This is a genomic window from Roseateles koreensis, from assembly GCF_028595305.1.
GTDB lineage: Bacteria > Pseudomonadota > Gammaproteobacteria > Burkholderiales > Burkholderiaceae_C > Paucibacter_A > Paucibacter_A koreensis.
In genome coordinates, this window is the sequence record NZ_JAQQXS010000007.1 from 247,988 (window position 1) to 270,460 (window position 22,473).

Annotated in this window: 16 protein-coding genes; 15 read left to right on the forward strand and 1 reads right to left on the reverse strand. The window is 64.0% G+C overall.

Annotation, left to right across the window (positions count from 1 at the left end; translation table 11 throughout):
• The first annotated feature begins 83 nt into the window (after positions 1-83).
• From PRZ01_RS10000 to PRZ01_RS10040, 9 genes are all read left to right on the forward strand, one after another.
• On the forward strand, positions 84-1,028 hold the full coding sequence (locus tag PRZ01_RS10000) for a LysR substrate-binding domain-containing protein (RefSeq protein ID WP_273596629.1): 945 nt from the start codon (positions 84-86) through the stop codon (positions 1,026-1,028).
• Positions 1,029-1,163: 135 nt separating this feature from the next.
• A complete protein-coding gene (locus PRZ01_RS10005) occupies positions 1,164-2,063 on the forward strand; it encodes an amino acid ABC transporter substrate-binding protein (protein WP_273596630.1) in 900 nt (299 codons plus the stop codon).
• Between the two features lie 70 nt (positions 2,064-2,133).
• Entirely contained in the window at positions 2,134-2,877 is a 744-nt protein-coding gene (locus tag PRZ01_RS10010) for an amino acid ABC transporter permease (protein WP_273596631.1), read from the forward strand.
• A gap of 73 nt (positions 2,878-2,950) precedes the next feature.
• The gene (locus PRZ01_RS10015; RefSeq protein ID WP_273596632.1) at positions 2,951-3,616 is read left to right on the forward strand and encodes an amino acid ABC transporter permease; all 666 of its coding nucleotides are present in this window, start codon (positions 2,951-2,953) and stop codon (positions 3,614-3,616) included.
• A gap of 58 nt (positions 3,617-3,674) precedes the next feature.
• Positions 3,675-4,409, forward strand: coding sequence for an amino acid ABC transporter ATP-binding protein (locus PRZ01_RS10020; RefSeq protein WP_273596633.1), 735 nt, complete (start codon positions 3,675-3,677; stop codon positions 4,407-4,409).
• Positions 4,410-4,447: 38 nt separating this feature from the next.
• Positions 4,448-5,485 (forward strand): dihydroorotase, encoded by a 1,038-nt coding sequence (gene pyrC, locus PRZ01_RS10025; protein WP_273596634.1) that lies wholly within the window; start codon positions 4,448-4,450, stop codon positions 5,483-5,485.
• Between the two features lie 50 nt (positions 5,486-5,535).
• Positions 5,536-6,366, forward strand: coding sequence for a DUF3025 domain-containing protein (locus PRZ01_RS10030; RefSeq protein WP_273596635.1), 831 nt, complete (start codon positions 5,536-5,538; stop codon positions 6,364-6,366).
• Between the two features lie 74 nt (positions 6,367-6,440).
• Positions 6,441-7,871, forward strand: a complete 1,431-nt coding sequence (locus PRZ01_RS10035) for a S1 family peptidase (protein WP_273596636.1) — start codon at positions 6,441-6,443, stop codon at positions 7,869-7,871.
• Complete coding sequence (locus PRZ01_RS10040; RefSeq protein ID WP_273596637.1) at positions 7,853-8,974, forward strand: FHA domain-containing protein; 1,122 nt, start codon at positions 7,853-7,855, stop codon at positions 8,972-8,974. Before PRZ01_RS10035 ends, PRZ01_RS10040 begins: the two co-directional genes overlap by 19 nt.
• A 6-nt stretch (positions 8,975-8,980) precedes the next feature.
• Here PRZ01_RS10040 and cysK read toward each other — a convergent pair whose 3' ends face one another.
• On the reverse strand, positions 8,981-9,910 hold the full coding sequence (gene cysK / locus PRZ01_RS10045; protein ID WP_273596638.1) for a cysteine synthase A: 930 nt from the start codon (positions 9,908-9,910) through the stop codon (positions 8,981-8,983).
• Between the two features lie 295 nt (positions 9,911-10,205).
• Between cysK and PRZ01_RS10050 the strand changes: the two genes are divergently transcribed.
• The 6 genes from PRZ01_RS10050 to recD all read left to right on the forward strand — a co-directional run bounded on the left by PRZ01_RS10050 (position 10,206) and on the right by recD (position 22,302).
• Positions 10,206-10,598: a VOC family protein gene (locus PRZ01_RS10050; RefSeq protein ID WP_273596639.1), complete on the forward strand. Its 393-nt coding sequence runs from the start codon at positions 10,206-10,208 to the stop codon at positions 10,596-10,598.
• Positions 10,599-10,717: 119 nt separating this feature from the next.
• Positions 10,718-11,212 (forward strand): hypothetical protein, encoded by a 495-nt coding sequence (locus PRZ01_RS10055; protein WP_273596640.1) that lies wholly within the window; start codon positions 10,718-10,720, stop codon positions 11,210-11,212.
• Positions 11,213-11,270: 58 nt separating this feature from the next.
• Positions 11,271-12,632, forward strand: coding sequence for a hypothetical protein (locus tag PRZ01_RS10060; protein ID WP_273596641.1), 1,362 nt, complete (start codon positions 11,271-11,273; stop codon positions 12,630-12,632).
• A gap of 142 nt (positions 12,633-12,774) precedes the next feature.
• Positions 12,775-16,407 (forward strand): exodeoxyribonuclease V subunit gamma, encoded by a 3,633-nt coding sequence (gene recC, locus PRZ01_RS10065; RefSeq protein ID WP_273596642.1) that lies wholly within the window; start codon positions 12,775-12,777, stop codon positions 16,405-16,407.
• On the forward strand, positions 16,400-20,272 hold the full coding sequence (gene recB / locus PRZ01_RS10070) for an exodeoxyribonuclease V subunit beta (RefSeq protein WP_273596643.1): 3,873 nt from the start codon (positions 16,400-16,402) through the stop codon (positions 20,270-20,272). The genes recC and recB overlap by 8 nt, the downstream gene beginning before the upstream one ends.
• The gene (recD, locus tag PRZ01_RS10075; protein ID WP_273596644.1) at positions 20,269-22,302 is read left to right on the forward strand and encodes an exodeoxyribonuclease V subunit alpha; all 2,034 of its coding nucleotides are present in this window, start codon (positions 20,269-20,271) and stop codon (positions 22,300-22,302) included. Before recB ends, recD begins: the two co-directional genes overlap by 4 nt.
• Positions 22,303-22,473 lie beyond the last annotated feature (171 nt).

The following is a 22,473-nucleotide window of genomic DNA, read 5'->3' on the forward strand; positions in this document are numbered from 1 at the left end:
CTTGGGGGGCCTAAAGCGCATCTCAGACGTATCTAAGACGCCTCTGAGGCGCACCTCTTTGGCGCGCGGCTACACTCCCGGGCGTGGAAACCAAATGGTTTGAAGATTTTGTGAGCCTGGCCGAAACGCGCAGTTTTTCGCGCTCGGCTCAACTGAGGCATGTCACCCAGCCCGCCTTCTCGCGCCGCATCCAGGCGCTGGAGGCGTGGGCAGGGACCGACCTGGTGGACCGGTCGTCCTATCCCACCCGGCTCACCGGCGCGGGCCAGACCTTGCTGGCCCAGGCCGTGGAGATATTGGGTCAGTTGCAGGCCACGCGCAACATGATGCGCAGCCACCAGGGTACGGACGAAGACATGATCGAGTTCGCCGTTCCGCACTCCTTGGCGTTCAGCTTTTTCCCGCATTGGTTGATGGACTTGCGCCAACGCTTCGGCGCGCTCAAGTGCAGGCTCAACGCGTCCAATGTGCACGACGCCATGTTGCAACTCAGCGAAGGCAATTGTGATTTACTGATCGTCTATCACCACGCTAGCCAGCCACTGCAGTTGGACCCCGATCGGTATGAAATGGCTTCGCTGGGCCAGGAGACGCTAGCCCCTTACGCCAAGGCGGACGCCCAGGGGCGGCCTTTGTTTCAGTTGCCTTCATATGCCGGGCTGCGTGGCCGCTCCGCGGGGCCTAGCGGCCCGCGGATACCTTTTCTCAGCTACGCATCGGGGGCGTATCTGGGGCGCCTGGTAGAGCTGATCGCCAAGGCCTCGCCGGTGCCGCTGAATCTCGACGCTATCTATGAAACCGACATGGCGGAAAGCCTGAAGGCGATGGCCCTGGAAGGCCATGGGCTGAGCTTTTTGCCGGCCAGCTCGGTTCAGCAAGATTTGCGGGCCGGGCGCCTGGTGCAGGCGTCTGCTGCCGGTGAGTTCGAGCTGACCATGGAGCTGCGCATTTACCGTGAGCGACCCGAGTTATCCCGCCGCAGCAAACCGTCAGCGCTGGCACTTTGGGACTTTCTGGCCGTCGTGTGACGGCGCGGTCATGCTGAAATTCGTGTAATCACGTATTCGGACATGCTTGTCTACGTGTTCTGCTTCGGGTTGTGCCGCTTGTTGAAAGCGCGACTCATTTTTGCGGGTAGCCGCGACCTTGACTTTGGAGTGTTTATGACCAAGAAATCTCTGCTTGTTCTCGCCCTGGCTGCGGCCGCGTTCAGCAGCGTGCATGCTGAAGAAGCCTTGAAAAAGATCAAGAGCAGCGGGTCTGTCACGATGGGTGTGCGCGAGTCGTCAGGCGCCTTGTCCTACACGTTGGGCGATGGCAAGTATGTGGGCTACCACGTCGAAATCTGCCAACGCGTGCTGGCCGATGTGCAAAAGCAGTTGGGCATGCCCAAGCTCGACATCAAGTACCAGCCGGTGACGTCGCAGAACCGCATTCCCTTGGTGCAAAACGGTACGGTCGATATCGAGTGCGGCTCAACCACCAACAATGCCACCCGCCAGAAGGACGTGGCGTTTGCCGTGACCACTTTCGTGGAAGAAGTGCGCATGGTGGTGAAGGCCAGCTCTGGCATTACCGCGGTGAGCCAACTGGCTGGCCGCACAGTGGCCACTACCACCGGGACCACCTCGGTGCAGACGCTGCGCAAGCACGAACGTGCTACGGGCATCGACTTCAAGGAGGTCTTCGGCAAAGACCATGCCGACAGCTTCTTGCTGCTGGAGTCGGGCCGGGCTGACGCTTTTGTGATGGACGGCTCGTTGCTGGCGGGACTGGTGTCGCGCTCGAAGAATCCGGCCGACTACAAGATCGTGGGCGAGGTGTTCTCCGTAGAGCCCATCGGCATCATGTTCCGCAAAGATGATCCGGCTTTCAAGAAGGCCGTGGACGACAGCATCAAGGCCATGATCAAGTCGGGTGAAATCGCCAAGCTGTACGACAAGTGGTTGATGCAAGCCATCCCGCCGTCGAACACCAAGGTGGGTCTGCCCATGAGCGAGAGCCTCAAGGCCGCCCTGGCCAACCCGAACGACAAGCCCGCAGAAGACTACGCCAAGAAGTGATTCCGGGCGTGGTTTGAGCCCTGTTGAAGGCCGCCGTTATGCGGCCTTCATTCTTTGATTGGAGTGAGCCGTGGCGACATGGGATTGGCAGGTGTTCTGCAAGGACACCATCGACGGGGAGGTGGTGCCGCGCTGCTTGGGCAGTGGTGGGTCTGTCACCTATCTAGATTGGTTGATGTCTGCATGGGGCTGGACCTTGAGTGTCTCCGTGCTGGCGCTGTTGGTGGCGCTGCTGGTGGGGTCCTTGATGGGCATCTTGCGGACCACGCCTCACAAAGGCCTGGTCTTCATTGGCGATGCCTGGACCGAGATGTTCCGCAATATTCCGTTGCTGGTGCAGGTTTTTCTCTGGTACCACGTGCTGCCCTCGTTGATCCCGCCCTTGCACGGCGTCCCGAGCTTTATTTTGGTGGTGCTGGCGCTGGGCTTTTTCACCTCGGCACGCGTCGCTGAGCAGGTTCGCGCCGGGATTCAGAGCTTGCCCAAGGGCCAGCGCTATGCCGGCTTGGCCATGGGCATGACCTTGCCGCAAACCTATCGCTACGTGCTGTTGCCGATGGCGTTTCGCATCGTCATCCCGCCACTCACCAGCGAGAGCATGAACATCATCAAGAACTCCTCGGTGGCCTTCGCCGTGAGCATCGCGGAGATGACCATGTTCGCCATGCAAGCGCAGGAAGAAACCTCCCGCGGCATCGAAATTTATCTGGCTGTCACGGGCTTGTATTTCATCTCCGCCTTTGCGGTGAATCGCGTCGCCTTGTTCATCGAACATCGCATGCAGATCCCGGGCACCGCTGGAGTCGGCAAATGAGCCGCGCGCACCTGACGTTGGCGCTGACCGGACCTTGCCGCCACCCTGAGTTCAGCCGACAGGAGGCCACAGCATGAATCTGGACTTCGCGTTTCTCAACTGGGGCGTCGTTTCCAGTTTCATCGTCAAAGGGCTGATTTTCAGTATCGAGCTGACGATGTTGGCCACCCTGGGCGGCATCGTGCTGGGCACGCTGCTGGCACTGATGCGGCTGTCAGGCAAGAAGCTGCTGGTCTGGCCCGCGGCGTTCTACGTCAACACCCTGCGCTCCATTCCCTTGGTGATGGTGATCTTGTGGTTCTTCCTGCTGATCCCCATGCTGGTGGGCAAGCCCATGGGGGCGGAGATGTCGGCCTTCATCACCTTCACGGTGTTTGAGGCGGCCTATTTCTCCGAGATCATGCGCGCCGGCATTCAGTCGGTACCGCGTGGGCAGGTCAGCGCTGGTTACGCGGTCGGCATGACCTATGCCCAGACCATGCAACTGGTGGTGTTGCCGCAAGCGTTTCGCAATATGTTGCCGGTGCTGATGGCGCAGACCATCATTCTTTTCCAAGATACCTCGCTGGTTTACGCGATTGGCGCCTACGACTTGCTCAAGGGTTTCGAGGTCGCGGGCAAGAATTTCAACCGCCCGGTGGAAACCTATCTGGTGGCGGCCGTCGTGTACTTTGTGATCTGTTTTAGCTTGTCGATGCTGGTGCGTCGCCTGCAGAAGAAGATCGCCATCATTCGCTAGAACATGAAGCCCCCCGGGCCAGCGAGTACGCTGGTCCGACCCTGAAGATAGCAGAGCCATGATTGAAATCAAGAACGTCTCCAAGTGGTACGGCCCTTTCCAGGTGCTGACCGATTGCTCCACCCAGATCGACAAGGGCGAGGTGGTGGTGGTGTGCGGGCCTTCGGGCTCGGGCAAGTCCACGCTGATCAAGACCGTCAACGCGCTGGAGCCTTTTCAAAAGGGCGACATCATCGTGGACGGGGTCTCGCTGGCCGACCCCAAGACCAACCTGCCCAAGCTGCGTTCACGCGTGGGCATGGTGTTTCAGCATTTCGAGCTGTTTCCGCACCTCAGCGTGACCGAGAACTTGACGCTGGCGCAGATCAAAGTGCTGGGCCGCACGCCCGACGACGCCAAAGCGCGTGGCCTGAAGATGCTCGACCGTGTGGGCTTGAGCGCGCACAAGGACAAATTCCCTGGCCAACTCTCCGGCGGCCAGCAACAGCGCGTGGCCATCGCCCGCGCGCTGTCCATGGACCCGATCGTGATGCTATTCGACGAGCCCACCTCCGCGCTCGACCCCGAGATGGTCGGCGAGGTGCTCGACGTGATGGTCAAGCTGGCGCAAGAAGGCATGACCATGATGTGCGTGACCCACGAAATGGGCTTCGCCAAAAAGGTCAGCAGCCGTGTCATCTTCATGGACGCCGGCAAAATCATCGAAGACTGCACCCGCCAAGAATTCTTCGGCAACCCTGACGCCCGCTCGGCCCGCGCTAAGGACTTTTTGGACAAGATCTTGCAGCACTGACGGGTGCAGTACGGGCGGGTGGGTGCGACAATTCGGGCATGAATACGCCCCAATCCCTCACCCTCACCCGCCCTGACGACTGGCATCTGCACCTGCGTGACGAAGCTGCCCTGCGCAGTGTGCTGCCTTACACGGCAGCGCAGTTTGCACGTGCCATCGTGATGCCCAATTTGCGCCCGCCCATCACCACGGCGGCGCAGGCGCAGGCCTATCGGGAGCGCATCCTGGGGGCCCGCCCGGAGGGCTCTGATTTCGAGCCGCTGATGACGCTGTACCTCACCGATCTCACTCCGGTCGACGAGATCAAGCGCGCCAAAGACGCAGGTGTGGTGGCCCTCAAGTTGTATCCCGCTGGTGCCACCACCAACAGCGATGCCGGCGTGACCGACATTCGCAAGATCTACAAGACGCTTGAAGCCATGCAGCGCGAGGGCTTGCTCCTGCTGGTGCATGGCGAGGTGACGGACCCCGACATTGATGTGTTCGACCGCGAGGCCGTGTTCATCGACCGGGTGATGCAGCCGCTGCGCAAAGACATGCCGGAGTTGAAGGTGGTGTTCGAGCACATCACCACGCAAGAGGCGGCTGACTATGTGCTGGCCAGCGACGACTTCACCGCCGCCACGCTGACGCCGCAGCACTTGCTCTACAACCGCAACGCCATCTTCATGGGCGGCTTGCGCCCGCATTACTACTGCCTGCCTGTACTCAAGCGCGAGCAGCACCGCCTGGCGCTGCTGAAGGCGGCTACCTCGGGGTCCAAGAAGTTCTTTCTCGGCACCGACAGCGCGCCTCACGCCTCGCAGATGAAGGAAAACTCGGTCTGCGGCGCGGGCTGCTTCACCGCCATGTCGGCGCTGGAGTTGTACGCCGAAGCCTTCGACTCAGTGGGGGCGATGGACCAGCTTGAGGCCTTCGCCAGCTTCAACGGGCCGGATTTCTACAACCTGCCACGCAACACCGGTACCGTCGAGCTGCGGCGTCAGGCCTGGACATTGCCCAGCGCTGTGCCCTTCGGTGAAGCGCAGATCAAGCCGCTGCGGGGTGGTGAGGCGTTGGCCTGGAAACTGGTCTGAGGGGTTGATAGGTTGAGTCGCTGATAGGCTGAAAGTAGCCTGGCTTGTTGATGACCGAGACCTTGCTCGCCGACACCTTTGCGCTGGCGCTGGAGGCCCCCTGGTGTGCGCCTTATCGCCTCCAGGGTCAGCACTTGTTGTCGTCGCTACGGCAAGGCGCCAGCGTCGCCGAGGCCTTGAACGCGAGTTTGGCCGCGCAGGGCGGCTGGGCACTAGCGGCGGGTCCTTTGGGCTTTGTGCCGCAGCAGCTACTGCCCGAGGGGGAGGGCTACGAAGCCTTCATCGCACGCAGCGGCTGCGTGCCTACCCGGGACAACGCGCACGACCTGCTGAATGGTCTGATCTGGCTGCATTGGCCGCAACTCAAAACGCGGCTCAATGCCCTTCATTTGCAGGAATTGCAGCTGCAAGCTGCGGCGCAAATGGGCAATGCACCAGGGCGTGGATGCGTGGGGCAGAGGCGCGGCCCGGTGCGCGACGCCTTGACGGTGCTGGACGAAAACGCTGCCTTCATGGCCGCCCCCGAGCCCTTGTGCCAAGCCCTGCAGGCACGCGACTGGCACCGCTTGTTTGTCGAGTTACGGCCCCTGTGGGCACAAGCCCGGTTGCAGTTGGTGGGGCATGCCTTGCTGGAAAAACTCATGCGCCCGCGCAAGCCCATCTGCGCTCACGTCCTGCTCATGCCCGAGCCTTGCGACGGCGCCGCTGCCGAAACCCTGGGTGACGGGCAGTGGCTGGCCGGCAAACCTTTTCTGCCCCTGCCGGTGCTGGGCGTGCCGGGCTGGTGGTCGGCCAATCAGGCCGGTGACTTTTATGCCGATGTGAGTGTGTTTCGGCCCCCAGTCGTCTCGCCAAGCCCCCCGCTACGCGATCCGCATTGAGGGCTTGCGTGCACCTTGCGCGTAAAAAATCAGGCTAGTATGGCTCGATTGAATCTGCCGGGAGCAGGCCTTTGTTGACCCGCCGTATCCTTACCTTGATGCTTGTCTGGGCCTTGACCGCGGTGGCGCTGTTGCCCCAGGGTGCGCGGGCGCTTGAGCCCGTCCGGCCACCACCTCCGGTACCTGCGCCAATTCCTGCTCCGATTTCCGCTGGCGTGGCCGCTAACGAAGCCGTCGCCGACACCCCCGCCACCGTGTCCGCGACCGCGCGGCGGGTGTATGACGCGAGCCGTGCGCAGCTGCTGCAGATTCGCACCATGCTGAAAGACCAAGACAGCCAGGCTTCGGTGGGCTCCGGTTTTCTGGTCAGCGATGAAGGCCATGTGCTGACCAACTACCACGTGGTTAGCCAAGTGGCCCTGGAACCTGGGCGTTATCGCCTTCGATTCGCCACCACCGATGGACATGAAGGCGCACTGGAGTTGCTCGACTTCGATGTGCGCCGCGATTTGGCCTTGCTGCGGGCGGTGCCCGGTGTCAGCACCAACAGCGGCAACCCGCTGAAGGGGCGCGGCCTCTTGAAATTCCGCCCGGCCGGGCGCCCCCTGGAGAAGGGCGATCGCATCTACGCCATGGGCAATCCGCATGACGTGGCGTTTGCGGTGGTGGAGGGCAATTACAACGGCTTGGTGGAGCGCAGTTTTGACGGGCTGATCTACTACTCCGGCAGCATCAACGCGGGCATGAGCGGCGGCCCGGTGGTGGATGAAGCGGGCCGCGTCGTGGGCGTGAATGTGTCGGCCATGTTTTTCGCCCAGCAGATGAGCTTTCTCGTGCCGGCTGAATATGCCGCGGCCCTGCTGGAGCGTAGCCGCAATGCCAAACCCATCACGGCACCCGCATGGCCCCGCCTGCGCGAGCAACTGATGCGTTATCAGGACGAACTCAGCACGCGCTTTCTCGCCCAGCCCTGGCGGATTGAAGCCCCTTCCACCAACGCCCGCTACCAGCTGCCGGTGCCGCAGGAGTTGTTCATGCGCTGCTGGGGCCGCGGTTCACCCGCCGATGCCAAGGGGCTGGAGTTTCAGCGCTCGCAATGCCGAATGGAGCATGCCTTGTTCATCAACGGCAATCTGCAAACGGGTTTTCTGAGCATGTCGCACGAGGTGTATGACGGCCGCAAGCTGGGCGCTTTGCGCTTTGCCCGGCAGTACTCGGCCAGCTTTCGCAATGAGCAGTTTGGGGCTGAGGACAAAGACCATACGGCGCCCTTTTGCAAAGAAGACTTTGTGACCCGCAATGGGCTACCCTTGCGTGCGGTGGTCTGCCTGCGTGCCTATCGCAAACTGCCTGGCCTGCATGATCTGAGCGTGCTTGCGGTCACCACCGACGCCAGCGTGGAAGGGGCCCTAGGCCGCTTCGACGCCAATGGTGTGAGCTTTGAAAATGCCATGAAACTCAGCAAGCACTATCTGGAAGGCTTTGCATGGACGCATCAGCCATGAATGCCTCGATGAGTGAATCCATGGGCACCTCCTTGAACGGCTCCTTGAGCAGCCCCGTCGCCGTCATCGAGATTCTTGGCCGTGAGGGCCAAGTGCTTCACTGCCATCGCTTCAGAAAATGGCCTGTCTGCATTGGCCGTTCGGCGCGTTGCGACCTGGTGTTGGACGATGTGCATCTGGCCCCCGAGCATGCGGTGCTGGATTGGCCTTCGCTCGTTCTAGAAGTTCCGCACGCGTTGGGCGTTATGCCGCAGGCCACGCTGCGGCTGCTGCCCAGCCTCAACGGCGGCTGGCTCAGCGGGCGCCGCTTGCAGGCGGGCGACACCGTGACCCTGCCCGATGAGGTGCAATTTCAACTGGGTGCCACCTCTTTGCGCTGGCGCAATAGTGCGGCCCCCTTGGCGCCTGAGCAACCGCTGGAGCGGCACCAGCACCCGAGTCATCTGCCGGCGATGGCCGTCAGGCCGGCCTGGGTTCGGGCGCTGCTGATGGTGTTGGTTTGGTTGGCTTTGCTGGGCTTGAATCAATGGTCCTCGCTCAATCCGGGCGCCAAGTTGCTGGACTACGCCGGCAGCGTTTTAGGGCCTTTGAGCTTGCTGCTGGTGTGGACGGCCTTGAGCGCCCTGGTGTCGCAATTGTTTCAACGGCGCTTTCCGTTTTTGGCGCATCTGTGCGTGGTGCTGCCCTTGTTGATTGCGCGCCAGGCGCTCGATCTGGCCGTGCCTTTGCTGGCCTATGCCCTGTCATGGCCTCGCTTGATGGCGGCAACTGAGTTGATCGACATTTTTGGGCTGGCGTTGATGCTCAGCCTGCAGGCCGCCTTGATCTGGCCCCGCCAGCGCACGCGGCGTGTGGTGGCCGTGGTGTTGGCCAGCCTGTGCCTGATGGTGCTGGGGCTGGAGGCGGCGCGCCGGCAAGAGCAGCAATACTGGTTTGGCCCGCCCTACTTGAGCGCCTTGCCGCCGCCGATGTTCCGTTGGGCCAGCCCCAAGTCGCCCGACGCCTTGATCGAGTCCTTGCGGCCGCTTGAGGCGCAGTTGGCGACCCGTGCCGCCAAAGACAACGATCAGGCGGGTGGCGGCGCAGGCGACGACGGGGAGTGAAAACGCTCAGGCAGGCAGAAAGCCTTCAATCGACAGATAACGTTCACCCGTGTCGTAGTTGAAGCCCAGCACCCGCGCATTGGGCGCCAACTCGGGCAGCTTCTGCGCGATGGCGGCCAGCGTGGCACCGCTGGAGATGCCTACCAGCAACCCTTCTTCGCGGGCGCAGCGGCGGGCGTATTCACGGGCGGCTTCGGCCTCGACCTGAATCACGCCGTCCAGTAGGGCGGTGTGCAGATTGGTCGGGATGAAGCCCGCGCCAATGCCTTGAATCGGGTGGGGTGCAGGTGCACCACCGCTGATCACGGGCGAGGCGCTGGGCTCGACCGCAAACACCTTGAGCCCGGGCCATGCTTTCTTCAGTACCTGGGCGCAACCGGTGATGTGTCCACCGGTGCCAACGCCGGTGATCAAGGCGTCCAGGCCCTCGGGGAAGTCGCGCAGAATTTCTTCCGCCGTGGTGCGCACATGCACCGCGATGTTGGCGGGGTTTTCAAATTGCTGGGGAATCCACGCGCCGGGGTTCTCCGCTTGTAATTCAAGGGCACGGGCGATGGCGCCCTTCATGCCTTTTTCACGCGGTGTCAGGTCGAACGAGGCGCCGTAGGCCAGCATCAAACGCCGACGTTCGACGGACATGCTGTCGGGCATCACCAGGATCAGCTTGTAACCCTTGACGGCGGCCACCATGGCCAGGCCGACGCCGGTGTTGCCCGAGGTGGGCTCGATGATCACGCCACCGGGCTTGAGCAGGCCACGGGCCTCAGCATCTTCCACCATGGACAGGGCAATCCGGTCCTTGATGGAGCCGCCCGGGTTGCTGCGCTCCGACTTGATCCACACCTCCTGCGCGGCGCCGGCAATGCCATTGAACAGGCGCTGCATGCGAATGTGCGGGGTGTTGCCGATGGTGGCGAGAACGGTGTTGGCTTTCATGGCGTGAGGGCTCCTGAGTGAGTCGATCGGGGCGGTGAACTGAACATGTTTACCGGCAACAGCCATGGTAGCGTTTTGGTGCGATGTATTGAGACTTCTCTATTGCAAGACACCGAAGCCGGTCGCCCTGAGTTGGTCGAAGGGCTGCTACAGCCTTGGTCTAAAGGCTTCGACAAGCTGGGCCCGAACGGGGTTTGTCATTTCGGATTTCGAAACGTTTAATAGAACGTCACCAGGCTCAACGATCAGCGCATTGCGCCAAAATGGCGCGAACCCATAACCTGCGGAGTACGGCGTGTTCTCACACATCATTCTTGGCGTTAGTGATTTCGAGCGCGCTTACAGCTTCTATCAGGCGTTGATGGATTGCCTCGGTATCGCCCCGCGTTTTTGCGAACGTGAACGGCCGTGGGCCGGCTGGCAGCGCGAGGGCGAGCCGCGCCCCTTGTTCCTGATTGCGCGGCCCTACGACGAACAAGCTCCCGCACCGGGCAATGGGCAAATGGTGGCCTTTATGGCAGCGTCTCGGGCCGTGGTGGATCAGGCGTATGCACTGGCGCTGGCACTGGGCGGCAGCTCGGAAGGCGCGCCCGGCCTGCGCCCCCACTATCACGCCGACTACTATGGCGCCTACTTTCGCGACCCGGATGGCAACAAGCTCTGCGTCGCCTGCCATCTACCGAGTTGAATCGGCGCCTTGCTTCAAGGTTTGCACCCTAAAATTCAAACTCGCGTCGACGCCGGGTTTTCAATCGGGCCGTTCGGCTGAGATTGAACCATCGAAGCAATGACTGAGGCCTTTGTCGCATGACCGTTGAACCATTTGAAATGGGTGTGATCCGACTGCTGGAGGCGCAAGGCTTCTGGGTACGGCGAGGCGTCACAGTGAACTTGACGGTGGACGAAAAGCGCCAAATCGGCAAGCAAGCCAGTGCTCGCCCCATCATTGATGTGCTGGCCCTGCATGTGGGGCGCAATGAACTTCTTGCCCTGGAAGTAAAGAGTTATGCCGATACGCCGGGTGTCAAGCTGGCGCAATTGCAGGAAGTGCATGAGGTGGCCACGGGGCGCTTCAAATTGTTCACCTCGCCCACGTACCGCGACTTGGTGTTGAGCCGATTGCGGCAAGACCTCGTCGAAGGGGGCCGGGCGCCTTCCGGTCTCAAGATTCAGCTCGGCATGGTGGCCGGCAAGATCAGCCAGGGGCAGAGCCAGGCCATTGCGGAGTGGATGGGCGCCCAGGGCTGGCTATTTTGGTCACCTGACGACGTCAAGGCCAAACTCGCTGCCTTGACGGCATGAACCTCACCGCAACGCCGCGCATGGCCTGAGCCGCCCGGTGCTCATCGTGCGCCTTCCTGTGTCTCTCACTGCGCAGCTGGCGCGGCAGGGCGAGGGGCGCCGCTCGAGGGTTCGACTGGGACAATGCCTGATCCTGGCTTTGTTGCTCCATGTGTGGCTGGTGTTGCTCATCGGCAATGCGCCTGGTGGCACCGCGGCGGTCGGTGAGGGGGTGTGGGGCCGCTTGAACGTAACCCTGAGCGGCCCGGAAAACGGCAGCCCGCAAGCCGAACCCAGCGCCGAGCCCTTTCACAGCGGGCCACCCGGGCGCGCCAAGACGGAACGGCATGGCGGCACGGTGCGCAGCGAAGCCCAAAGCCGCAGCGCCCCAAGCGATTCCGGCGCAGCGCAAACGGGGCCCTGGGCACCGCAGGCTGAACCGACGGATGCAGCGACTGTTGCTGCCGATGTTGCGACTGATGTCGCACCTGCCGCTGCGGCGGTGACGGCGCAGCCGCCCACCTTGTCTGCATTGCCCGAGCCGCCCGCCCACCTGGCACCGACGCCATTGGGCATGCCGCAGCCCGCCGCGCTCGACCTGCCGATGGCCACCTCCTTGCCGCAGCTGCCCCCCTTGTCGTCGGCCCCCCGGCTCCAATCTTTTGACCGCGCGCCCGCAGCCGCCGTGGAGCGACTGGCGCCCTATCGACCCGCGCCGATCCGGCCCGTCGATGCGGTGGTGCCCTTGCCATCGCCCCCTCTGGCTTTGCCTCCGCCGCAACGGGCCCCAGCGCCGGCGCCCCCGGCCACATTGGCGCCCCCGATGGATGCCGTTTCAAAAACAACGCGCCTGGCGGTGGAACCCTTGCCCCAGGCCTTGCCGCAAGCGGCCGCAGCCCTGGCGCCGCTGCCGCCTTCGGTGTCCGTGCCGGCCCCTGCCCCTGCCCCTGCCCCAACAGCTCTGCCGACCTCTGCCCCGCCCGAGGCGGCGGCGCTCGCGGCCTCTAGCCCGGTGGCCGCACAAACCGTACAAACCGTACAAACCGCCCAACCGTCACAAGCCCCGCAAGTGCCACAAACTTTGCGGCAGGGCACCTCGCCCAATGAGCCCAGACAAGCGCCCGCGGGCCGCCCCGAGGCGGGGGATCGCCTGGGGCATGACGTGGCTACTGCGCCGTCCGCGCCCGCCACCGTCCCATCGGCCCGCACCCCTTTGAACTTGTCGCTGCCCACGCGGCCGCGCGGTGGGCCCTTGGCTGCGCAGGCCTCGCACAGCGTGCTGGATCTGCTGCCGCAACCGCCGGAGCGCAAATCCAAGCTGGAAGAGGATTTGGACAAAGCCGGCAAACAAGACTGCCGCCAGGCTTATGCCGACAAGGGCTTGTTGGCCGCGCTGCCCTTGGCGGCGGATGCGGTGCGCGGCAAAGGCTGCCGCTGGTGAATGTTTGCCGGTGGCGCGCCTTGGTGCACCAATTTTTGGGCCCTGCGGTGCCGCACAATGCTGGACTCAATGCCGCCGCGCTGCCTATGACACAGTCCAACCTCCGCGCTACTTCAGCCCCCACTTCACCGCAGGCTAAGCCATGATTTCAGCGGACATAGCGACCTCGGCCTCGTCCATCACCCCGGGCCTGTTGGTGCTGCACGGCAACCGGGCGGAGAGCCTGGGTGAGGCCGTCTTCGAGTGGTTGCGCCGCCAACCTCTTGCGCCGCTGGAGGAAGAGATTTTTCTGGTGCAGAGCAACGGCGTGGCGGAGTGGCTGAAGATGAGCTTGGCCGCTCAGACCGGTATCTGCGCCGCCACGCGGGTGGAGTTGCCGGGCCGTTTCTTGTGGCGGGCCTACCGTCAGCTGCTGGGCCGTGCGGCGGTGCCGTCAGAGTCCAAGCTCGACAAACTGCCCTTGACCTGGCGCCTGATGCAGTTGTTGCCGGAGGTGCAGGCGCTGCCCGGCTACGAGCCCCTGGCGGGGTTTTTGCGCCTGGGGGGCATGGAGCGGCGTTTGCAGCTGGCGCAACGTCTGGCCGATTTGTTCGATCAATATCAGGTCTATCGCAGCGACTGGCTGGACGCCTGGGGCCAAGGGCATTCGGTGCTGATCAGCCAGGTGGGGGAGGCGGCGCAGGCCAGCCAGCCCTTGCCGTCCGAGCAGCGCTGGCAAGCGCTGCTCTGGCAAGCCTTGCAGGCGCCCCTGACGCCGGTTGAACGTGCCGCCAGCCGGCCGCAGCTGCATCAGCGTTTTGTCGCCGCGCTGCATGCAGGTGCGCGTGAGGTGAGCGTTAGCCCCTTGCCGCGTCGCGTGGTGCTGTTTGGCATGACCCATGTGCCCATGCAAACGCTGGAGGCGCTGGCGGCACTGTCAGCGCGCTGCCAGGTGATCTTGGCCATTCCCAATCCTTGCCGCTACCACTGGGCGGACATCATGGATGGCCGCGAGTTGCTCAAGGCCACGCGCCGCCGTCAACCCCTGCGCGGCGGGCTGGATCTGGCCACGCTCAGCTTGGCGTCCATGCACCAGCACGCACACCCGCTGCTGGCCAGCTGGGGTCGGCAGGGGCGTGACTTCGTGCGCCAGCTCGATGCTTTTGACGATGCCTTGCAGACACAGCAACGTTTTGCGCTCGCCAAAATTGATCTGTTTGATGAAGGGGAGGGCGACACCCTGTTGAGCCAGGTGCAGGCCCGCATCCGTGATCTGGTGCCGCTGGCTGAACACCCGCAAACCGCGCTGGCCGAGAGCGACCGCTCCATCGTCTTCCACGTGGCCCACGGCGCGCAGCGTGAAGTTGAAATTTTGCAAGACCAGTTGCTTGACCTGCTGGCGCGCAGCGCTGAAGAGGGCAGCGGCCTGCAGCCGCGTGACATCGTCGTGATGGTGCCTGACATTGATGCCTTCGCGCCGGCGATCCGCTCGGTGTTCGGCCAATACGGACGGGGCGATGCGCGCTTCATCCCCTTCGACATTGCTGATTTGAAAGACCGTGGCCACAACCCGCTGATGATCGCGTTGGAGTGGTTGCTGCGCCTGCCGCAGCAACGCTGCCGCTTGAGCGAGTTGCGCGACTTGCTGGATGTGCCCGCCGTGGCCGCACGCATGGGCTTGAAGCCTGAAGACCTGCCGCGCCTGACGCAGTGGATGGAGGGTGCGGGCATCCGCTGGGGCTTGCATGCGGCGCAGCGTGCCGAGCTGGGCTTGGCCGCCTGCGGTGAACAGAACAGCGGCCTCTTCGGCCTGCGCCGCATTTTGATGGGCTATGCCGTTGGCGACACCACGGTGCAGGCGCCGCCCTTTGAGGGCATTGCCGCCTATGCCGAAGTGGGAGGGCTGGACGCGGCGCTGGCCGGCTCGCTGTCAGACTTGTTTGCGGCGCTGGAGCACTGGTGGCAGGCCTCGTCCACGCCGGCCTCTCCCCAAGCCTGGGCGGAGCGTGGCCGCGCCTTGCTCGACGCTTTTTTCCTGGCGCAAGACGAGCCGGAGCGCCAGACCCTGGCCGCCTTGCAAGCCGCCCTGGCTCAGTGGCTGGGCGCCTGCGACACGGCAGGATTCATGGCAGACATCGACCTCGCCGTGGCCCGCGAAGCCTGGTTGTCGGGGGTGGATCTGCCCACGCTCAACCGCCGCTTCAAGGCGGGCGGCATCACCTTTTGCACGCTCATGCCCATGCGTGCCGTGCCCTTTGAGGTGGTTTGCCTGCTGGGCATGAATGACGGTGACTATCCCCGCCGCAGCATGCGCAGCGACTTCGATCTGATGAGCCTGGCCGGCCAGCAGCGCCCCGGCGACCGCTCCGGTCGCGACGACGACCGACAGCTGATGCTCGAAGCCTTGCTGTCGGCGCGGCGCTGCCTTTACATCAGCTGGAGCGGGCGCAGCGTGCGCGACAACAGCGAGCAACCGCCTTCCGTACTGGTGTCGCAGCTGCGCGACTATCTGGCCACCAGCTGGGGCGCCGACGCCGTGCGGGCGCGCACCCTACAGCACCCGCTGCAGCCCTTCAGTCGGCGCTACTTTGAGATCGCGGCGCCTGATGCCTCCGCGTCAAATGCCGCTGCCTCAGTTGCCGCTGAACCTCGCCGTTCGGCACTGTTTACCTATGCCCGTGAATGGCGTCAGGCCCATCTCACGGTCAGCGCAGACACCGGCCTGCCGCCCTCGCCGGCTGCTGTCGAGGCCTTGCCTTTAACCATCAGCGCACTGAGCAGTTTTTTGAGCAACCCCGTCAAAGCCTTTTTCAAGCAGCGGCTGGACGTGCAGTTCCGCGATGACGAGCTGGCGCTGGAGGATGACGAGAGCTTCGGCCTGGACGGCCTGCAGGAATGGGCCTTGTTGAACGAGGTGCTGCAAGAAGTTTTGAAGGCGCTGGAGGCGCTGCCCGCCGACCAGCAACCAGCCGCAGCCGCGCTGCGGGTGCAGGAGCAAGTGCGCCGCATTGGCGAGGCGGGGCGTTTGCCTATCGGCGAGTTGGGTCGCCGCACCGAACGCTTGATCGTCGGCGCCCTGCAGCCGATGCTGACGGCGTGGCTGACGTTGCGGGCGACGTTTTCTGACCAAGCGCAGCGGGCACGTTTGCAGTTTGAAGAGCCGTTTCCTCTGGGCGCCCATCCTTCCGAAAAGTCGGCGGGCAACCCAGTTTTGCCGCTGCTCAAGCTCGACGATTGGCTCGATGGCCTGCAGGCTTCATCGGGCGGCAATGAGCTGGTGTGGATGGAGGTGACGCCAAGCAGCCTGTGTGCAGACCCCAAGACGAACTCGCCGCGTGCTGAAAAACTGCTCACCGCCTGGGTGCGCATGTTGGCGGCCAGTGCCTGTGGCGAATCGTCCATCGGCTTGATGGTGGGCCGTGACGCCACTTTGTTCATCGAAGCATTGGACCAGGACGAGGCCACAAAGATCTTGCGAGACCTGCTGCAAGCCTGGGGCGAGGGCATGCAAACGCCCTTGCCCTTCGCGGCCAGAACCGCGCTGGCCCAGGTCACCGAAGCGCGCGATGTGGCCGCCATCTATGAGGGCAGCTACTTCTCTGGCGGGCGCGGGGAGGGCGCGGATGCCGCGCTGGCACGGTGTTATCCCGACTTCGCCTCACTCAGCGAAGACGGTCGGTTTGATGCATTTGCCAAGCGTCTGTTCGAGCCGTTGGTGGATTGGATGAAAGCCCATGTTTCGATGAGCCAGCATGGCGACGCGCCAGCCGGTAGCACGGAGTCTCCCCATGTCTGAACGTCTCGACCCTTTGAAATTTCCGCTATGGGGCAGTCGGCTGATTGAAGCCAGCGCCGGCACCGGCAAGACCTGGACCATCGCGGCGCTGTATGTACGCCTGGTCTTGGGGCATGGTGAATTGCCACAAGACACTGGCGATGGCGCGCATACGGCCTTTATCCGCCCGATGCTGCCCAGTGAAATCCTGGTGATGACCTTCACCCGTGCCGCCACGCGTGAATTGTCTGACCGGATTCGGGCGCGCCTGCTGGAGGCGGCGCGCAGCTTTCGGGCCGAGACACCCGATGAAGACGAGGCTGACGACTATCTGCGTGAGCTGCTAACGGCTTACCCACGCGGCCCGGTGCGCGAGCGCGCAGCCTGGAACTTGAGCCTCGCCGCCGAAAGCATGGACGATGCGGCGGTGCACACCATCGACGCCTGGTGCCAGCGCGTGCTGCGCGAGCATGCCTTTGACAGCGGCTGCCTGTTTGATGAAACCCTGCAAGCGGACGAAGCCGAGCTGCAAGAGCTGGCCGCACAAGACTATTGGCGCGCCGAGCTGTACCCCTTGCACGGCGAGTCGCTGGAACGTGCCATGGCAGTTTGGCCTCATGTGCAGGTGCTGACCGACAGCGCGCGGCAATTGCTTGGCTTCGACATGCCCGCCAACGCCGGCGACGGCAGCCTGGCCGACGTGATCGAGGCCAGCCACGCCAATCTGGCCGCAACGCTGGGCGAGCTGAAACAAGGCTGGGCCGAGCGTGCCGCTGAAATACAGCGTTGGCTGGACGGGCTCTACGCCAGCAAGACCTGCCCCTTCAACAAAACAAAACTGGCGCAACGCCATTACACCAACTGGCTTCAGGCGCTGGCTGATTGGGCTGGCGATGTTGGCGCCGTGCAGCCCGAGCTCTCACCTGCCGCCCGCCACCGCCTGACACTCGCCGGCATGGCGGAGGCCTGGAAGCCGGGCCTTGTCTGTGAGCTACCGGAAGTCTTTGACGCTTTCGGGCAACTCATGATGGCGCTGACGCAGTTGCCGCAGCCTGAAGTGCGTTTGCGTGTGCACGCCACGGCGCGCATTCAGCAGCGCTTGGCTGAACTCAAGCAGAAGGCGGGCAGCTTCGGATTTGCCGACATGCTGGTGCGCCTGGACCGCGCATTGGACCCTGCACTGAACGGTGCCAACGCACAGCGCTTGCGCGAGCGGTTGTTGGCGCAATACCCGGTTGCCTTGATCGATGAGTTTCAAGATACAGCGCCCTTGCAATTGCGCATCTTTGACCGGATTTACCGCATTGCTGAGCCTGTGCCCGACCGCGCCTTGTTCTTGATTGGCGACCCCAAACAGTCGATCTACGGATTTCGTGGCGCTGACATTTACAGTTATTTGAGCGCACGACGAGCCACGCAAGGCCGCCATTACGTGCTGGGCACCAACCACCGTTCCACCCAGGATTTGGTGCGCAGCGTGAATCGACTGTTCTCCTCGGCGGAGCAACGGCCGGGGGAAGGCGCGTTCAAATTTCGCGCCGCTGAAGCGGGGGGGGCGGATGAGGCCGGCAACCCCCTGCCATTCGAGCCCGTGGAGGCCCGAGGTCGGCCCGAGCGCTTGGTCAGCGGTGCGCGGCAACCCGTGGCGGCGCTAGATTTCGCGGTGGACGCCGAGATGCGCGACACCCAAAACAGCCAGCGCTTGTTTGCCTCCCATTGCGCAGAGCGCATCGTGACCCTGCTGAATGACCCCGGCGCAGGTTTTTTCGACAAGGCACAGCAGCGCTTCACACGGTTGCGGCCGGCGGACGTGGCGGTGCTGGTGCGCACCGGGCGCGAGGCTGCCGCGGTGCAGCGCGAGTTGCGGCGCCGGGCGATTGCCTCGGTGTATTTGTCCGACAAGGATTCGGTCTTCACCAGCGACGAGGCGCAAGATTTGCTGCGCTGGCTGAAGGCCGTGGCCGCGCCGCTGGACAGCCGCCTGGTGCGGGCCGCCCTGGCCACGCGCCTGCTTGCTTTGCCGCTGGAAACATTGGCCCATCTCGCGGCTGACGACGAAGCGTTTGAAGCCCGCAGCGAGCAACTGAAAGCCCTGCGCCAGATCTGGCTCCGGCAAGGTGTGCTGGCCATGCTGCGGCAGACCTTGCACCGCCTGGATCTGCCGGCGCGCTGGCTCAACAGTGGGCCCGCCCATCAAGTCGATGCAGCTGAGGCCCCCCCACGCGTCGCGCCTTCAGCCCCACCCGCCACAAACGGCGAACGTCGACTGACCAATTTCCTGCACCTCGCTGAATTGCTGCAGGCCGCCAGCCGGCAGATGGAGGGCGAGCAAGCCTTGATTCGCTGGCTCAGCACCGAGATTGAAGCGGCCAGCGGGCGTGGTGGCGACGATCATGTCTTGCGCCTGGAAAGCGATGCCGACCTGGTCAAGGTGGTGACGGTGCATAAATCCAAGGGGCTGGAATATCCCTTGGTGTTTCTGCCCTTCGCTTGCAGCTATCGCGCCGAGCAGGCCCGCAAGGGCTTTGTGAAATTGGCCGATGGCGACGGGACCACGCAGTTGCATTTGCAACCAGGCGACGAACTGATTGAGGCGGCCGATCAAGAGCGCCTGCGTGAAGACCTGCGCTTGCTCTACGTCGCGCTGACCCGTGCGCGGCATGCCCTGTGGGTGGGCGTGGCGGCGTTGAAGGTGGGCAACAGCCGCGATTGCATGGCGTATCGGAGTGCCTTGGGCTATTTGCTGGGCTTGCTTGAAAAGACGGACGGGGCCCGCTTGCAAACCGAAGTTGAGCAACTGTTGGCGGGCCAGGAGGCAATGTGCCTGACGGTGGTGTCGGGGCAGATGCCGGCCGCGACCCCGTTGCAGTCGCGCGCGGTGCCGCCGCCATTGCGGGAGTTGCCGCCCTATGCCGCGGCGTTCGAGCGGCAGTGGACGATTGGCAGTTTCTCCGCGATGGTGCGCGGCCTCGGCTCGGGCAACAGCCACGCCGCGGCCGCAACCACTGTGGTCACCACGGCCACGGCGACCGCAACTGCAGTCAGCGTGGCCAGCGCCCGCAGCGATGAAACGCTGGACGGGGCCCCAATGGCGCCAGACGTTCCGGCTTTTGGCGGCGTCAGCCTGAGCGCGTCTCTTGAGCCTTGGCACACCTTTCCACGTGGCGCCTTGGCGGGCAATTTTCTGCACGACCAGCTGGAATGGTTGATGAACGAGAAGGCCCCTGGTGAAGGCCTGTTGCAATCGCCGGAGCTGCAGGAGCAATTGCGTCGCCGCTGCGAGCGCCAGGGCTGGGGCCACCGTGCACCTGAGGCGTTAGCCTGGCTGGCGCAGGTGTGCGCCGCTGAATTGCCGCCCCTGGGGCAATCGCTGGACGCCATCCACCGGCCACTGCCTGAGATGGAGTTCTGGTTCCCCAGCGAAGGGCTGCTTGTGGATGAACTGGACGCGCTGTGCCGTGAGCACCTGCTCTCGGGCCGGGACCGCCCCGCGGTGTCGCAGCGTGAGTTGCGCGGCATGTTGATGGGTTTTGCCGATCTGGTGTTCGAGGTGGATGGGCGTTACTTTGTGCTCGACTACAAATCGAACGCCCTGGGCACGGCCGATGCCGACTACGACAACGCTGCGCTCGAGGCGGCCATGGCCAGCCACCGCTACGACCTGCAGGCGGCCCTGTATCTGCTGGCGTTGCACCGTTTGCTGCAGGCGCGCCTGGGCGCGGCGTACCAGCCGGCGCAGCATCTGGGCGGGGCGGTGTTTTTGTTCTTGCGCGGCATCAAAGGGCCGCAGCGCGGCTGCCATCACATTCGCCCCAGTTTGAGCTTGTTGAATCGCATGGATGAATTGTTCCGGCAAGACCGTTTGAGCGAGGCGCAAACCGCATGAACGCAGCCCTCCTGATTGAATTGAAAGCCTGGCGCGAAGCCGGCTGGCTGCGCCGCCTGGATGCGGCGTTTGCAGGCTTCATGGCTGAGCTGGACCCGCAAGCCGCGCCCGAGCTGCTCTTGGCCAGCGCCTTGCTGAGCCACCTGGAGGGCCAGGGCCACAGTTGCCTGGATCTCGCCGTGTTGTTGAGCGACCCCGATACCCTGCTGGGCTGGAATCTGGAGGGCCAGCAGCGCCTGCAGGCCCAGTTGCAAAACCTTGCGCCAAACGTGGCTGCCTGGCGGGCCGTGCTGTGTGCGAGCCCTCTGGTGGCCTTGGATGCGCACGCCCGCATCGACACTCGCGACCAGGCCAACGCCAACGCCAACTCGCCGCTGGTGATGCGCGGCACGAGGCTGTATTTGCGGCGTTACTGTGCATATGAGCGGCGTGTGGCCGGGCAGGTGATGTTGCGTTGCCGAGCCGATCTGGCCGGTGATGTTGGGCAAGGCGCGCAAGATGTTCAGGGTGCGGGCTTGAACGAGTCTGCGCTGGCGGCCCGGCTGGCGACGCTGTTCCCTGCGCGTGGCGAGTTTGACTGGCAGGCCTTTGCCTGCGCGGTGGCGCTGCGCTCCCGCTTCACTGTGATCACCGGCGGGCCGGGCACCGGCAAAACCTACACCGCCGCGCGGCTGCTGGCCTTGATGTTCGCGTTGGATGAGCAACCCCGGCGCCTGCGCGTGGGGCTGGCGGCGCCCACGGGCAAGGCGGCGGCCCGGCTCAAACAGTCGATCGAGACAGCGCTGGTTCAAATCCCCGCCGACTTTGATTGCGGCCTGCCGCGTGCAGACTTGCTCGGCGCCCTGGGTGCGGCGCGTACCTTGCATGCCTTGCTCGGCGCACGCCCGGACACGCGCAAGATGCGGGCCGACGCGGCGAACCCCTTGTCGCTGGATGTGTTGATCGTGGACGAAGCCTCCATGATCCATCTGGAAATGATGGCGAACCTGCTGGACGCGCTGCCGCCGCAGGCGCGCGTGATTTTTCTCGGCGATAAAGACCAACTGGCCTCCGTGGAGGCGGGTGCGGTGCTGGGTGATTTGTGCAGTGACGCACAGGCAGGGCGTTATGACGCCGCCACCGCGCGCTTTGCGCTGGCGGCCACCGGCGTGGCGCTGCCGGTGCAGACCCTCGACGCGCAGGGCAGCGCCTTGGCGCAGCAAACCGTGATGCTGCGGGAAAGCCGCCGCTTTGGCGGCCCGATCGGCGCGCTGGCCTTGGCCGTCAATCGTGGGGACGCGGCTGCCGCCATGGCGTTGCTGCGTACTGAGGAGTCCCAGGTGCTGCGCTGGACTGAAGCCTCTTCGGCTCACGCCGTGCTGCCCTTGGCCTTGCACGGCCGAGAGGGCGCACCGGGCGGCTACAGCCGCTACCTTGCACATCTGAGCCGGCGGCCGATTGAGGGTGACCGTGCTGCGTTCGAGCAGTGGGCGGGCGAGGTCATCCAGGCGTTCGAAACCTTTCGCCTGCTGTGCGCCGTGCGGGAGGGCGACTGGGGCGTGGCCGGGCTCAACCAGGCGGTTGAGCGGGCGCTGCAGGTGCAGGGCCTGCTGAGCAAATCGGGCGAGTGGTATGAGGGCCGGCCCATCATGGTGACTCGCAACGACAGCGGGCTGGGTGTTTTCAACGGGGACATCGGCATTGTGCTCAGGTCGTGGGCCGCGGGGCCACAGGCAGGGAGTTTGCGGGCCTACTTTGCCGACGGAGCGGCCTTGCGCTCGGTGGCCGTGAGCCGCCTGGCTGATGTGGAAACCGCATTTGCGATGACGGTGCACAAATCGCAGGGTTCGGAGTTTGAGCACACGGTGCTGGTCTTGCCGGACCAGGCCAGCAACACCTTGTCGCGCGAGTTGGTGTACACCGGCATCACCCGTGCCCGCAAGGCGTTCACGCTGGTCAGCGGGCGTTCACAGAGCTTTGCGCAGGCGCTGGGGCGGCGCACGCGGCGGGCCAGTGGCTTGCTGGACTTGTTGAACGGGGGCGGACAGTGAAGCGGTGAGGACTTTGGTTCGACCTCAAAGCCCAAACTCACCAAACATCGATTTAGCCCGTCCCCTAAAGCCGGGACAAACGCCCTCAAACACCCCACATCCCCCCAAGTTGACGCGCACCTGAGCGCTGTGTCGCCTTGACCGGCTCCGCTTAGCTCTCTACGGTCATTG